The sequence below is a fragment of the Campylobacter coli genome (genome assembly GCA_039516895.1).
Classification (GTDB): domain Bacteria; phylum Campylobacterota; class Campylobacteria; order Campylobacterales; family Campylobacteraceae; genus Campylobacter_D; species Campylobacter_D coli_B.
Map to the genome: position 1 here is coordinate 1 of CP154437.1, position 15,840 is coordinate 15,840.

At 32.6% G+C, this 15,840-nt stretch carries 10 protein-coding genes; 8 read left to right on the forward strand and 2 right to left on the reverse strand.

Annotated features, from left to right (window positions below):
- The 6 genes from dnaA to AAID94_00030 all read left to right on the forward strand — a co-directional run bounded on the left by dnaA (nt 1) and on the right by AAID94_00030 (nt 7,552).
- Entirely contained in the window at nt 1–1,323 is a 1,323-nt protein-coding gene (dnaA, locus tag AAID94_00005; protein ID XAK23948.1) for a chromosomal replication initiator protein DnaA, read from the forward strand.
- 164 nt (nt 1,324–1,487) lie between these two features.
- The gene (dnaN, locus tag AAID94_00010) at nt 1,488–2,555 is read left to right on the forward strand and encodes a DNA polymerase III subunit beta (protein XAK23949.1); all 1,068 of its coding nucleotides are present in this window, start codon (nt 1,488–1,490) and stop codon (nt 2,553–2,555) included.
- A 37-nt stretch (nt 2,556–2,592) separates the two neighbouring features.
- Nucleotides 2,593–4,905 (forward strand): DNA topoisomerase (ATP-hydrolyzing) subunit B, encoded by a 2,313-nt coding sequence (gene gyrB, locus AAID94_00015; protein ID XAK23950.1) that lies wholly within the window; start codon nt 2,593–2,595, stop codon nt 4,903–4,905.
- A 171-nt stretch (nt 4,906–5,076) separates the two neighbouring features.
- The gene (locus AAID94_00020; GenBank protein XAK23951.1) at nt 5,077–5,454 is read left to right on the forward strand and encodes a twin-arginine translocation signal domain-containing protein; all 378 of its coding nucleotides are present in this window, start codon (nt 5,077–5,079) and stop codon (nt 5,452–5,454) included.
- A complete protein-coding gene (locus AAID94_00025) occupies nt 5,451–7,121 on the forward strand; it encodes an FAD-binding oxidoreductase (GenBank protein XAK23952.1) in 1,671 nt (556 codons plus the stop codon). The genes AAID94_00020 and AAID94_00025 overlap by 4 nt, the downstream gene beginning before the upstream one ends.
- Nucleotides 7,118–7,552: a cytochrome c gene (locus tag AAID94_00030; protein ID XAK23953.1), complete on the forward strand. Its 435-nt coding sequence runs from the start codon at nt 7,118–7,120 to the stop codon at nt 7,550–7,552. Before AAID94_00025 ends, AAID94_00030 begins: the two co-directional genes overlap by 4 nt.
- Before the next feature lie 121 nt (nt 7,553–7,673).
- Here AAID94_00030 and AAID94_00035 read toward each other — a convergent pair whose 3' ends face one another.
- Nucleotides 7,674–9,320 carry a cation acetate symporter gene (locus AAID94_00035; protein ID XAK23954.1) on the reverse strand — a complete coding sequence of 549 codons (1,647 nt, stop codon included), beginning with the start codon at nt 9,318–9,320 and terminating at the stop codon, nt 7,674–7,676.
- Nucleotides 9,317–9,676, reverse strand: a complete 360-nt coding sequence (locus AAID94_00040; protein XAK23955.1) for a DUF485 domain-containing protein — start codon at nt 9,674–9,676, stop codon at nt 9,317–9,319. Before AAID94_00040 ends, AAID94_00035 begins: the two co-directional genes overlap by 4 nt.
- A gap of 230 nt (nt 9,677–9,906) precedes the next feature.
- Between AAID94_00040 and AAID94_00045 the strand changes: the two genes are divergently transcribed.
- Together AAID94_00045 and gltB are read left to right on the forward strand one after the other, a co-directional pair.
- On the forward strand, nt 9,907–11,208 hold the full coding sequence (locus AAID94_00045) for a Na+/H+ antiporter NhaC family protein (protein ID XAK23956.1): 1,302 nt from the start codon (nt 9,907–9,909) through the stop codon (nt 11,206–11,208).
- A 133-nt stretch (nt 11,209–11,341) separates the two neighbouring features.
- The gene (gltB, locus tag AAID94_00050; protein XAK23957.1) at nt 11,342–15,832 is read left to right on the forward strand and encodes a glutamate synthase large subunit; all 4,491 of its coding nucleotides are present in this window, start codon (nt 11,342–11,344) and stop codon (nt 15,830–15,832) included.
- The last annotated feature ends 8 nt before the right edge of the window (nt 15,833–15,840 follow it).

Here is a 15,840-nt window from a genome sequence, read left to right on the forward strand (position 1 = left end):
ATGAATCCAAATCAAATACTTGAAAATTTAAAAAAAGAACTCAATGAAAACGAATACGAAAATTATATCGCTATCTTAAAATTTAACGAAAAACAAAGCAAAGCAGATTTTCTAGTCTTTAACGCTCCTAATGAGCTTTTAGCCAAATTCATACAAACAAAATATGGTAAAAAAATTTCACATTTTTATGAAGTGCAAAGTGGAAATAAAGCAAGCGTCTTGATACAAGCACAAAGCCAAAAGCATAGTGGCAAAAGCACTAAAATCGATATCGCTCATATCAAAGCACAAAGCACGATTTTAAATCCTTCTTTTACTTTTGAAAGTTTTGTAGTGGGGGATTCTAACAAATACGCTTATGGAGCTTGTAAAGCTATCTCACAAAAAGACAAACTTGGAAAACTTTACAATCCTATCTTTATCTATGGGCCTACAGGACTTGGCAAAACACACTTGCTTCAAGCTGTGGGAAATGCAAGTTTGGAAATGGGAAAAAAAGTGATTTATGCTACGAGTGAAAATTTTATCAATGATTTTACTTCAAATTTAAAAAATGGCTCTTTAGATAAATTTCACGAAAAATATAGAAATTGTGATGTTTTACTCATAGATGATGTGCAATTTTTAGGAAAAACAGACAAAATTCAAGAAGAATTTTTCTTTATATTTAATGAGATTAAAAACAATGACGGGCAAATCATCATGACAAGTGATAATCCACCCAATATGCTAAAAGGTATTACCGAACGCTTAAAAAGTCGTTTTGCTCATGGTATCATAGCAGATATCACTCCGCCTCAACTCGATACAAAAATAGCTATCATACGCAAAAAATGTGAATTTAATGATATCAATCTTTCTAATGATATCATCAATTATATCGCCACTTCTTTAGGAGATAATATAAGAGAAATAGAAGGTATCATCATAAGCTTAAATGCCTATGCTAACATACTCGGACAAGAAATCACTCTTGAACTTGCAAAAAGCGTGATGAAAGATCATATCAAAGAAAAGAAAGAAAATATAAGCATAGAAGATATTTTATCTTTGATCTGTAAAGAATTTAACATCAAGCCAAGCGATGTGAAATCTAGCAAAAAAACTCAAAATGTCGTTACTGCAAGACGCATAGCAATCTACCTAGCAAGGGAACTTACAAGCCTTACTTTTTCACAACTTGCTAATTTCTTTGTAATGAAAGATCACACAGCTATTTCACATAGTGTGAAAAAAATAAAAGAACTCATGGAAGATGACGAACAAATAAAAACAAAAATCGAAGAATTAAAAAACAAAATTCTTACAAAAAGTCAAAGTTAAGTGAAAAAATGTGAAAAAAAGAAAAGCAAAATGTGAAAAAATATAATTAAGCAAAATATGGTAAAATACAAATTTAATAATTTTTTGCTAAAGAATTTCACAATTTCAATAGTCTTATTATTACAATGAATTTAAATTATATATAATAAAGCCAAGGAGAAAAAATGAAACTAAGTATCAATAAAAATACCCTTGAATCAGCGGTACTTTTATGTAATGCCTATGTAGAAAAAAAAGATTCTAGCACTATCACTTCACATTTACTTTTTGAAGCTGATGAAGATAAACTTATCATTAGAGCGAGTGATTTTGAAATAGGGATAAACTATAAAATAAGAAAAATTCGCGTAGAAAGCAGAGGTTTTGCTACTGCAAATGCAAAAAGCATAGCCGATGTGATAAAAAGTTTAAACAATGAAGAAGTGGTGTTAGAAACCATAGATAATTTTTTATTTATAAGACAAAAAAGTACAAAATACAAACTTCCTATGTTTAATCATGAAGATTTTCCAAATTTCCCTAAAACAGAAGGCAAAAATCAATTTGATATTGATTCAAGTGATTTAAGTAGATCTCTTAAAAAAATTCTACCAAGCATTGATACTAACAACCCTAAATATTCTCTAAATGGTGCATTTTTAGATATAAAAACAGATAGAATAAATTTCGTTGGAACCGATACAAGACGCCTTGCAGTTTATACTCTTGAAAAAGCAAATAATCAAGAATTTCACATCAGCATTCCTAAAAAAGCTATCATGGAAATGCAAAAACTTTTTTATGAGAAAATCGAAATTTATTATGATGAAAATATGCTTATCGCTAAAAATGATAATTTTGAATTCTTTACAAAACTTATCAATGATAAATTCCCTGATTATGAAAAAGTTATCCCAAAAACTTTCAAACAAGAACTTAAATTTTCAACTGAAGATTTTATAGATAGTCTTAAAAAAATCAGCGTTGTAACTGAAAAAATGAAACTTCATTTCAACAAAGATAAAATCATCTTTGAAGGTATAAGCTTAGACAATATGGAAGCAAAAACCGAACTTGAAATCGAAACAGGAGTAAGTGAAGAATTTAATCTTAATATCAAGATAAAATACCTACTTGATTTCTTAACTTCAATCGAAGAAGAACAATTCACTTTAAGTGTAAATGAACCTAACTTAGCCTTTGTGGTAAATTCTCAAGGCTTATCTATGGTTATCATGCCTATGATTTTATAAAAATTTAAAATCTTTAGACAAAAGACAAAGGAAAATTATGCAAGAAAATTATGGTGCGAGTAATATTAAAGTTTTAAAAGGCTTAGAAGCTGTTAGAAAACGCCCAGGTATGTATATAGGAGATACCAATATAGGCGGACTTCATCATATGATTTATGAAGTAGTAGATAATTCTATCGATGAAGCAATGGCAGGACATTGTGATACTATAGATATAGAAATCACTACCGAAGGAAGCTGTATCGTTAGCGATAATGGTCGTGGAATTCCTGTGGATATGCACCCAACTGAAAATATGCCAACCCTAACTGTTGTTTTAACTGTTCTTCATGCAGGGGGAAAATTCGATAAAGATACTTATAAAGTTTCAGGGGGTTTGCATGGTGTGGGCGTTTCAGTCGTAAATGCACTTTCTAAAAAACTTGTAGCTACGGTTGAAAGAAATGGAGAAATTTATCGCCAAGAATTTTCAGAAGGTAAAGTCATCAGTGAATTTGGTGTTATAGGAAAGAGCAAAAAAACAGGAACTACCATAGAATTTTGGCCTGATGATACAATTTTTGAAGTAACAGAATTTGATTATGATATTTTGGCTAAAAGATTTCGTGAACTTGCATATTTAAATCCAAAAATCACTATAAATTTTAAAGATAATCGTGTAGGCAAAAGTGAAAGTTTTCATTTTGAAGGTGGAATTTCACAATTTGTTAGCGATTTAAATAAAAAAGAAGCTTTAACTAAACCTATATTTTTTGGTGTAGATGAAGAAGATGTAAATGTAGAAGTGGCTTTGCTTTATAATGATACTTATAGCGAAAACTTACTTTCTTTTGTAAATAATATCAAAACCCCTGATGGCGGAACGCACGAAGCTGGATTTAGAATGGGTTTAACAAGAGTGATTAGCAACTATATAGAAGCAAATGCTAGTGCTAGAGAAAAAGACTCTAAAATCACAGGTGATGATGTGCGTGAAGGACTTATCGCTATAGTAAGTGTAAAAGTGCCTGAACCTCAATTTGAAGGACAAACCAAAGGAAAACTTGGCTCTTCTTATGTGCGTCCTATAGTTTCAAAAGCAAGTTTTGAATATCTTAGTAAATATTTTGAAGAAAATCCTATCGAAGCAAAAGCTATTATGAATAAAGCTTTAATGGCAGCTAGAGGAAGAGAAGCAGCAAAAAAAGCAAGAGAATTAACGCGTAAAAAAGAAAGCTTGAGTGTAGGAACTTTGCCTGGGAAATTAGCTGATTGTCAAAGTAAAGATCCAAGTGAGAGTGAAATTTATCTTGTGGAAGGGGATTCTGCGGGTGGTTCTGCAAAACAAGGAAGAGAAAGATCTTTTCAAGCGATTTTGCCTTTGCGTGGTAAAATTCTAAATGTTGAAAAAGCAAGACTTGATAAAATTTTAAAATCCGAACAAATTCAAAATATGATTACTGCTTTTGGTTGTGGTATAGGTGAGGATTTTGATCTTTCAAAACTAAGATATCATAAAATCATCATCATGACAGATGCCGATGTAGATGGCTCTCACATACAAACTCTACTTTTAACTTTCTTCTTCCGTTTTATGAATGAACTTGTGGCTAATGGACACATTTATCTTGCCCAACCACCGCTTTACCGCTATAAAAAAGGTCAAAAGAAAGAAATTTATCTCAAAGATGAAAAAGCTTTGAATGATTATTTAATCGAAACAGGAATTGAAAGTTCTAATTATGAAGGAATTGGCTTAAATGATTTAAAAGATTTTCTAAAAATCGTTGCCGCTTATCGCTCGGTATTAAATGAGCTTAAAAAGCGTTTCAATGTGATTTCTGTGATCAGATACTTGATCGAAAATCCTGACTTTATCAAAGAAAATAATGAAGAACTTTTTAAAATCGTTAAAGCTTTTTTGGAAAAAGAAGGACATAATATTTTAAATCATTATATCAATGAAAACGAAATTCGCATTTATGTGCAAACTGAAAATGGTTTGGAAGAACTTATCATCAATGATGATTTATTTTCACACCCTCTTTATGAAGAGGCAAATTATATCTTTAATAAAATAAAAGATCGTGATTTGAGCTTTGAAAAAGATATCTTAGATATCTTAGATGAAGTAGAAAAAAATGCCAAAAAAGGTGCTTATATCCAACGCTATAAAGGTTTGGGTGAAATGAATCCTGAACAACTTTGGGAAACAACTATGGATCCAAGCGTAAGAAGACTTTTAAAAATCACTATCGAAGATGCGCAAAGTGCTAATGATACCTTTAATCTCTTCATGGGCGATGAGGTTGAACCAAGACGCGATTATATCCAAACACATGCTAAAGATGTAAAACATTTAGATGTGTAAAATTTTTTAGTGTCAAATTTAAATCTGACACTAAATTCTATCTTTTTGTTTAAAAATTTCACACTTTATTACAATAATTCATATTTTATTTTTACTCAAATTATTTTTTAAATATTTTTTAAGTTTTTAGATTTATAATTTGTAATACTAAATACTTAAAAGGATTGATGTATGTTAGAAGTTTCGCGTAGAAATTTTTTAAAAGCTACGGCTTTAAGTGCTGTTTGTCTTTCTGGTTTGAATGCTTCTTTTTTGGAATTTTCTCAAGCTAAACAAGTGAAATATTTTATCAAGGATAGTGAAATTCCTTATCAAGAAAATTTTATTAACGCAGATGAAATTTTACTTGTTGAAAAAGATATCAGCAATATTTACTCAAAACTTAAAGAAGCTTTTGAAAATAAAGCACTTATTGGAAGTGTGAGTAGTGGGACAACTTTTTTTGTGATTCGCACTATGGCGTCGGATTATGGTATGCGCGTTGCGTATGAAAAAAAACAAGGTGATTTTTATACTTGGATTTTAGCACCAAAAGGAGTTAAATTATGATTTTACCAAAAAATGTTTCGCAAAGTGATTTTACAGCTGCAGTAGCAAAATTTGAAAAAGCTTTGGGTAAAGAATGGGTATTTAAAACCCAAGAGGATTTAGATCTTTATAGAGATGCGTATAGCCCGCAATGGGATGATGATGACGAACCTATCCCTTCTTTAGCGCTTGCACCTAGAAATGTGGAAGAAGTTCAAGCTATAGTAAAAATAGCAAATGAATTTAAAATTCCTCTTTTTCCTATTTCCACAGGTAAGAATTTAGGCTATGGTTCTTCTGCACCACAGCAAAGAGGACAGGTTGTTGTAGATTTAAAAAGAATGAATAAAATCATCGAAGTAGATGATAAAAGAAATTTCTGTATCGTTGAACCTGGAGTGAGTTATTTTGATCTTTATGAGTATGTAGAAAAGAATAATCTCAATGTTTTTTTAGATATTCCTGATCCAGGTTGGGGTTCTCCACTTGGAAATGCTTTAGATCATGGTTGGGGATACAGCTATGGAATGTATCGTGATCACTTTGGCTCACATTGTGGAATGGAAGTTGTTTTAGCTAATGGAGAAATTTTACGCACGGGTATGGGTGCTTTACCAAAAGCTAAGACTTTTGCAGAAAATAAATACGGCTATGGTCCTTATGTAGATGGACTTTTTTCACAATCTAATTTCGGTATCGTTACAAAAATGGGCTTTTGGATGATGCCAAAACCAGAGCATTATATGCTTTTATCTATAAAAATGAAAAAACGCGAGGATTTGATCCCAGCGGTTGAAATTTTAAATTATCTTGAGGATAGTTTTATTGTGGGATGGCCGCAGTATTTTAGTCCATTAAATCCACCTTATGGAAAACCGATGAATGCGGAGTTAAAAGGCTATCTTACAAGTAAAAATGGCTTGCCTGATATGGATAAAATTCAAAATTATGCTTTAAAAAATAAAATCCCTTATTGGAATATCGATGTTTCAGTTTATGGCTGTAAAGAAGTGTGCTATGCGAATTTAGAATATATCAAACAAAGATTTAAGATCATTGAGGGTGTAGATATTTCTATCGTTCAAGAATTTAGCTTACCTTTGAATTTGGAGCAAAAAAAGCAGCTTAAACATAAGGTTACTCTTGGAATTCCAAATATGGAAATTTTCTGGCTTAGCACAAGAGGTGAGGCTTTAGAGCCAAGTGATGGGCATGTATGGTTCTCACCTATTATTCCGCGCGATGGTAAAGAGCTTTTAAAATGCCAAGAAGTATATATGGAATTATTTAGAGAATTTGGGGAAGAATCTCCTATAACACCTTTTTCACATCCTAGAAGTTGGATGTATCGTGCATTTTGCTTTATGTTAGCCTTTAATAACTCAAGAACGGATAAAGCTCACAATCTAAAAGTGCGTAAAATGTATCGTCAAATGGTTCAAACTGCTGCAGAACATGGATGGGGAGATTATCGTGCGGCTCCGACTTTCCAAGATGATGTAATGGGTGCGTATTCTTATAACAATCATATTTTACGCCGCTTTAACGAGCAACTTAAAGATTGTATCGACCCAAATGGAATTTTAGCACCTGGTCGTGGAGGCATTTGGCCTAAAAATTTAAGAGATGAGCGTTTTGTCAATAACAAACGCGACGCATTAAGAATGAAAGAAGGTAAAGAAAAATGAAAAAAATCGCTTTATTTTTTGTTTTATTTGTTTGCTTGCTGAATTTAGATGCTAAGGATAAAGAATGGTTGCCAAAGGGTGAATCTATAAGTGTTTATGAATATATTCCAAACAATCCAAGATCCCCTGCAGCGTTTTCAAGCGTTGATGCTAAAAAATTAAATGCAAATCAAAGAAAAGGACAGCAAGTTTATAGTAAGTGGTGTATAGCATGTCATGGCCAAGGAATGCCTGGGACAAATGCACTTTCAGCTCTTTATAAAGATCAAGGAATTCCTGCACTTTTAGAAGATAGAACGGATTTGAGCCCTGATTTGGTAATGATTTTTGTGCGTTATGGTAAACATTCGATGCCATTTTTCCGCAAAACTGAAATCAATGATAAAGAATTGCAGTATTTAGGTGAGTATTTAGGTAGAAACTATAAATAAAAGATGAACTCTAAAGGACTTTATGTTAAGTAAAGTCCTAAAATACTTTTAAAATGAGAATATTTACTGGTTTAAATTTAAAAAAGCTTCTTTGCTAAATTGCACAGAAGCTTTTTTTTGTTTAATGCGCCACAGCTTCACTCACTCCCACACCGCTTTGAGCTCTAAAATCTTGCGCTTCAAAACCTTCTTTATCTTTTTTAGCTCTTTTAGAATTATCTAATTTTGAAATGATATAAATGAGTATAAAACTTAAAGGCATTGAAAATAAAGCAGGATGATCATAAGGAAAAATAGCCTCACTAAAACCAAAACTTTTTACCCATATACTAGGGCTTAAAATCACAAGAGCAAGAACGACTATAAGTCCTATTAGCCCTCCCCAAAAAGCACCTTTAGTGGTAAGATTTTTCCAATAAATACAGAGTAAAAGTATAGGAAAATTTACACTCGCAGCAATAGCAAAAGCAAGTCCTACGGTAAAAGCAACATTTTGTTTTTCAAAGACAATGCCTAGCAAAATAGCAAAAATTCCTATAGCTATAGTTGCAATTTTTGTAACTCTCATTTCATCTTCATGTTTGACATCACCCTTTTTGATAACATTGACATATAAATCATGACTTATAGCTCCTGCACCTGAAATCGCAAGTCCTGCAACTACTGCCAAAATAGTAGCAAAAGCCACTGCTGAAATAAATCCTAAAAAGACATCTCCACCCAAAACATCAGCCAAGGTGACTGCTATCATATTGCTAGCCCCATTAAAACTTCCATCGGCATTGGTAAATTGAGGATTGCCAAGTAAGAGTGCTATAGCACCAAAGCCTATAATGAAAGTAAGTATATAAAAATACCCTATAAATCCTGTTGCATAAAATACTGACTTTCTAGCTTCTTTAGCATCTTTTACAGTAAAAAATCGCATAAGTATATGAGGTAAACCTGCAGTTCCAAACATAAGAGCCAAACCTAAAGAAAGAGCTGATATGGTATCAGGTAAAAAAGTCCCTGGTTTCATTATATTTTCACCTTTTGGATGATGAGAAATGGCTAAATCAAAATAATATTTTAAATCAAATTTCGTAAGATATAAAATCATAACAGCCATAAAAGTAGCCCCTGCTAGAAGTAAAATGGCTTTGATAATTTGCACCCAAGTGGTTGCATGCATTCCTCCAAAAGTTACATAACAAATCATTAAAATTCCAACCAAAACAACAGCAAAGGTATAAGGCAAACCAAAAAGCAATTGTATGAGTTGCCCTGCTCCTACCATTTGAGCAATAAGATAAAAGATAATAACACTTAAAGCAGAAATAGCCGATATAACGCGTATAGGCTTAGCTTCTAAACGATAAGCGGTAATATCTGCAAAGGTAAATTTGCCAAGATTTCTAAATTTTTCTGCAATTAAAAATAAAATAATAGGCCAACCTACTAAAAATCCTATAGAATAAATAAGTCCATCAAAGCCATTAGTAAAAACTAAAGCGGTGATTCCAAGAAAGCTTGCTGCACTCATATAATCTCCCGCTATAGCTACACCATTTTGCATTCCTGTGATATTTCCTCCAGCGGTATAAAATCCACTTTTGGATTTGGATTTTTTGTTAGAATAATAGGTGATAAACAAAGTAGCTAAAACAAAGACTAAAAACATACTAACAGCAGTTATATTTATAGGTTTTTGATGAACTTCTCCTAAATCAAAACCGGCGCTTAAAGCTAAATTGAAGATTAAACTTAAAAATATAAAGACTTTCATACTAGCTCCTTATAATTGATTTTTCCATCTTTTAACGCATCAAGTAATCCCTCATTTTCTAAGTTTTTAATCACTTCTTCTTGCTCTTTATCAAGAAAATAATTTGCGATAAAAGTGTAAATTCCTGTGGAAATAATACACAATAAAATCAGGCCAATGCCTACCATAATACCAAGCGTGATGGAACTAGGACCCAGTTTATACCCTAAAATTTCAGGCATAAGTCCTATACCTAGAACAAAGATATAGTAACAAATAAGCACTATCAAAGATAGGTTAAGAGATATTTTGTTTCTAAAAGAAACAAATTTTTTAAATCTCAAAACAGCATTTTTTTGCTCCGCATTTAAATTCATGGGTACTCCTTTCAATGTTTATGATTCAATATAACAAAAATTTCAATAAATTTAGGCTTTTTATTTTAAAAATTTGTGTAATAATAGAATTTTTATCTTAAATATGAAAAAAAGTAACATATATTTATTAATGTTACTAAAATTTACATATTAATTCATTGATAATTTTTATCTCATTTTAAAAAATTTTTCTTTAGAATTAAGCTTTTATAAATTCACAAGGAAAAATTTTGACCCTGCTTACAAATCCTATCATCATCAGTGTAGTTTTGATGACTTTACTTTGTTTATTTCGTTTTAATGTACTTTTGAGTCTTTTGATTTCTGCTTTAGTTGCTGGAATTTTTTCTCATATTGAGATTATGAAAACTATGAGTATTTTAATCGATGGAATGAAGGGAAATTTAAAAACCGCTTTAAGTTATATACTTTTAGGTGCTATTGCTGCTGCGATTTCAAGGACAAATTTAACAGCTTATTTGATTAAGGTAGTCAGTCGTTTTATCTCTCACAAAAAATATCTTTTGCTTTTATCTATAGCTTTGATTTCTTGTTTTTCGCAGAATTTAATTCCTATCCATGTGGCGTTTATTCCTTTGTTAATCCCACCACTTTTAAGTCTTTTTAATAAATTAAAAATCGATCGTAGGGCTGTTGCTTGTGCATTAACCTTTGGACTTACAACACCTTATATGGTTTTACCCATAGGTTTTGGACTTAATTTCCAAGATCTTTTAAGAGAAAATTTAGAGAAAAATGGGGTTAATGTCAGCTTAGCAGATGTAACAAATGCGATGTATTATGCTGCTATTTGTATGGTATTGGGGCTTTTTTTAGCACTTTTTGTATTTTATAGAAAACCAAGAGAATATCAAGAAATAGAAATTCAAAAAATTGATTTTGACAATATCAAAATGGGACGTAAAGAATGGGGTGTTTTAGTAGGGCTTATTTTGACTTTAGTTTTACAAATTTTTACGATGAATTTGCCTTTATCAGGGCTTTTGGGCTTTATTTCTATGGTGATTTTGGGTGGAGTTGAATATAAAAGTGTCAATGATATTTTTGATGATGGACTCAAACTAATGGGTTTTATCGCTTTTGTTATGCTTGTAGCAGCGGGTTATGGAGAGGTTTTAAAACAAAGTGGTGCTGTAAATGAGCTTGTAAATTCCGTAGTCCCTTGGATGCAAGAAAATAAATTTTTGGCTGTATTTTTAATGCTTTTAATAGGTCTTATTATTACTATGGGTATAGGTACTTCTTTTGGGACTATTCCTATCATAGCTACACTTTTTTGTCCTCTTTGCTTAGAACTCGGTTTTAGCGCAGCTCTTATCATATTTATCTTAGGGGTTGCAGGAGCTTTAGGAGATGCAGGAAGTCCAGCAAGTGAAACGACGATGGGAACGAGCGTGGGATTAAGTGTAGATAAGCAACACGATCATATAAAAGATACTTGTATCCCTACTTTTATTTTTTATAATGGGCCTTTGCTGATTTTAGGAAGTATCATAGCGATGTTTTTATAATTTTTATAAATCCATTGAAATATTTTTTAATTTATTTATTTTTAAGATAAAAAATATCTCGATATTAAAAAAATATATGTTATAATCCTTAACAAGCTATCAAATTTAAAATCAATCTTATAAGGAGAATAAAATGGATTTGGAAAATATCTTAGAAAACAATCAAAGCGTAGGTTTATATCACCCTAAAAATGAACACGATGCCTGTGGTATTGCCGCAGTTGCCAATATACGCGGTATTGCTTCTTATAAGGTTATTTGTGACGCTTTAGAAATTTTGATGAATCTTGAACACAGAGGCGGTGCGGGAGCTGAAGAAAATTCAGGCGATGGAGCGGGAATTTTGATTCAGATTCCTCATGATTTTTTTATGACTCAAGAGCTTGGTTTTGAGCTTCCTCAAAAAGGTGATTATGCTGTAGCACAAATGTTTTTATCACCTAATGCAGATGCCAAAGAAGAAGCAAAAGAAATATTTTTACAAGGTTTAAAAGATAAAAATTTAGAATTTCTAGGTTTTAGAGAGGTGCCTTTTAACCCTAGTGATATAGGAGCAAGTGCTTTAAAAGCTATGCCTTATTTTTTACAAGCTTTTGTAAAAAAACCAAGCACGGTTAATGCAGGACTTGAATTTGAAAGAGTGCTTTATGCTTGTCGTCGTCTTATAGAAAAAAGAGCTTTGCATGTGCCTAAATTTTATTTTTCAAGCTTTTCTTCACGCACTATAGTTTATAAAGGAATGCTTCTTTCTACTCAATTGAGCGATTTTTATCTTGATTTTAAAGATGTCAATATGAAATCCGCTATTGCTTTGGTGCATTCTCGCTTTTCGACTAATACCTTCCCAAGCTGGGAAAGAGCTCATCCAAACCGCTATATGGTACATAATGGAGAGATTAACACCATACGAGGAAATGTCGATAGCATAAGAGCTAGAGAAGGTTTGATGGAGAGCGAATATTTTGAAAATTTAGATGAAATTTTTCCTATCATAGCAAAACCAAGTAGCGATTCTGCTATGTTTGATAATACTTTAGAATTTTTAGCTTTAAATGGACGCACTTTAGAAGAAGCTTTTATGATGATGGTGCCAGAACCATGGCATAAAAATGAAAATATGGGAAGTAAAAAGCGTGCTTTTTATGAGTATCATTCTTTATTGATGGAGCCTTGGGATGGACCTGCTGCTATAGTTTTTACTGATGGGGTTATCATGGGGGCGAGTTTAGATAGAAATGGTTTTCGTCCTTCAAGATATTATCTTACAAAAGATGATATGCTCATACTTTCAAGCGAAACAGGAGCTTTAAAATTTGATGAAAGTAATATCAAAGCTAAAAAACGCTTAGAACCTGGAAAACTTTTACTTGTAGATACTGCAAGAGGTAGGGTAATAGCTGATAATGAAATCAAAGAACATTATGCTAATGCGAAGCCTTATAAACAATGGCTTAAAAATTTAGTAGAGCTTGAAAAACAACACAGCGGGGTTTATAAACATAAATTTTTAAAAGAAGATGAGGTTTTAAAACTTCAAAAAGCTTTTGGATGGAGCTATGATGAGCTTAAAATGAGTGTAGCAAGTATGGCGCAAAATGGCAAAGAAGCTTTAGCGGCTATGGGTGTGGATACTCCTTTGGCTATTCTTTCTAAGACTTATCAGCCTTTGTATAATTATTTTAAACAACTTTTTGCTCAAGTGACTAATCCACCTTTAGATGCGATAAGAGAAGAGATTGTTACTTCTACAAGGATATATTTAGGAAGCGAAGGGAATTTGTTAAAACCAGATGAAAATAATGCAAAGCGTGTTAAAATTTCTTTGCCTATTATAAGCAATGAAGAGCTTTTCGAGGTTAAGGCTTTAAACAATTTCCAAGTTAAAGAATTTTCTATACTTTATGAGTATTCTAAAGTTACCTTAGAACAAGCTTTAGATAATCTTTGCGTAAAAATAGAAGAAGAGATTAAAAAAGGTGTTTCTATCATCATCTTAAGTGATAAAGGAGTGGATGATAAAAATGCTTATATCCCTGCTTTACTTGCGGTTTCGGGCGTGCATAATTATTTGGTAAGAAAGAATTTAAGAACTCACACAAGCATTATCATAGAAAGTGGTGAGCCAAGAGAAATTCATCATTTTGCTTGTCTTTTAGGCTATGGTGCAACGGTTATAAATCCTTATTTGGTTTATGAAAGCATACAAAAACTTATAGAAAATAAAGACTTAAATGTAAGTTATGATAAAGCGGTAGAAAATTTCATCAAAGCAAGTTCAAGTGGTATAGTAAAAATTGCTTCTAAAATGGGGGTTTCTACTTTACAAAGTTATAATGGTTCTGCTCTTTTTGAGTGTTTGGGCTTAAGTTCTAAAGTGATTGATAAATACTTTACTTCTACAACTTCACGCATTGAGGGTATGGATTTAGAAGATTTTGAAAAAGAACTTATCGCTTTACATAAACACGCTTTTAATGATACACATAAGGCTTTAGATTCTAAAGGAATTCACAGCTTTAGAAGTGCTAAAGAAGAACACTTAATCGATCCACTTGTGATTTTTAATCTTCAGCAAGCTTGTCGCAATAAAGACTATAAAAGCTTTAAAAAATACTCTGCCTTAGTTGATGAAAAACAAGTGAATTTGCGTTCTTTAATGGAATTTGATTTTAGCGAGGCTATCAGTATTGACAAGGTTGAAAGTGCTGAAAGTATAGTTAAGCGTTTTAGAACAGGTGCTATGAGTTATGGTTCTATTTCTAAAGAAGCTCATGAGTGCTTAGCAGAAGCAATGAATAAAATAGGCGCAAAATCAAATTCAGGCGAGGGCGGTGAAGATGAGGAACGCTATGAAATCAAAGATGGAGTCAATAAAAATTCCGCTATCAAACAAGTAGCAAGTGGGCGTTTTGGGGTGGATTTAAATTATTTAACCCACGCAAAAGAATTACAAATCAAAGTCGCTCAAGGTGCAAAACCAGGCGAGGGCGGACAATTAATGGGCTTTAAAGTTTATCCTTGGATAGCTAAGGCTAGACATTCTACAGCGGGTGTGACGCTGATTTCTCCACCACCTCATCATGATATTTATTCTATTGAGGATTTGGCTCAACTCATTTATGATTTAAAAAATGCGAACAAAGACGCCAAAATTTCAGTAAAACTTGTAAGCGAAAACGGTATAGGAACAGTTGCTGCAGGTGTGGCAAAAGCAGGGGCGAATTTAATCCTTGTTTCAGGTTATGATGGAGGAACAGGAGCAAGCCCTAGAACTTCTATACCACATGCGGGAATTCCTTGGGAGTTAGGCTTAGCTGAAACGCATCAAACTTTGATCTTAAACAAGCTTAGAGATAGAGTAAGATTAGAAACTGATGGAAAGCTGATGAATGGACGCGATTTAGCTATAGCTGCACTTTTAGGAGCTGAAGAATTTGGCTTTGCTACTGCACCTTTGATTGTTATGGGCTGTACGATGATGCGAGTTTGTCATCTTAATACTTGTCCTTTTGGTATTGCCACTCAAGATAAAGAACTTAGAGATCGTTTTAAAGGCAAAGTAGATGATGTGGTTAATTTCATGTATTTTATAGCTGAAGAGCTTAGAGAATATATGGCAAGACTTGGTTTTGAACGCCTTGATGATATGATAGGAAGAGTCGATAAACTCCGTCAAAAACCTATGCAAGGTAAAGCGGGTAAAGTGAATTTGGATAAAATTTTAAAATCCTTACCTACTTATAACAGAACCGCTGTGCATTTTAAAGACTATAAAGACAATAAACTTGAAAAAACGATTGATTATAGAATTTTACTCCCACTTTGTAAAAATGCTGTGGAGAAAAAAGAGCCTATCAAACTTTCTTTAGAAGTAGGAAATCAAAGTCGTACTTTTGCTACTATGCTTTCAAGTGAAATTCTAAAAACTTATGGCAAAGACGCTTTAAGTGAAGATAGCATACAAATCAAAGCCATAGGAAATGCAGGCAATAGCTTTGGAGCATTTTTGTTAAAGGGTATTAAGCTTGAGATTATAGGTGATAGTAATGATTATCTAGGTAAGGGTTTAAGCGGAGGTAAGATCATCGCTAAAATTTCAAATGAAGCTACTTTCTCACCTGAAGAAAATATCATCGCAGGAAATGCTTGTTTGTATGGAGCAACCGAGGGTGAAGTGTATTTAGATGGTATAGCAGGAGAAAGATTTTGTGTAAGAAATTCAGGAGCTAAAGCGGTAGTTTTAGGAACCGGTGTGCATGGTTGTGAGTATATGACAGGGGGGCTTGTCGTAGTGCTTGGCGATGTGGGTGCGAACTTTGCTGCAGGTATGAGCGGGGGTGTGGTTTATATCTTTGGAAGACACAATGAAGCCCATGTAAATACTGAGCTTGTGGATATTAAAGATCTTAGCCCTAAAGATGAAAAAGAATTAAAAATGATGATAGAAAATCATATCGCTTATACTAATTCTAAAAAGGCTAAGGACATACTCGAAAAATTTGACAAAAAAGACTTTTTTAAAGTTATGCCAAGAGATTATGAAAAAATGTTAGAGATGATCGAGCTTTGCAAAGATGAAGAAGATCCAAGTTTGGCAGCATTTTTGAAAATCACACAAAAATAAGGAGTAAA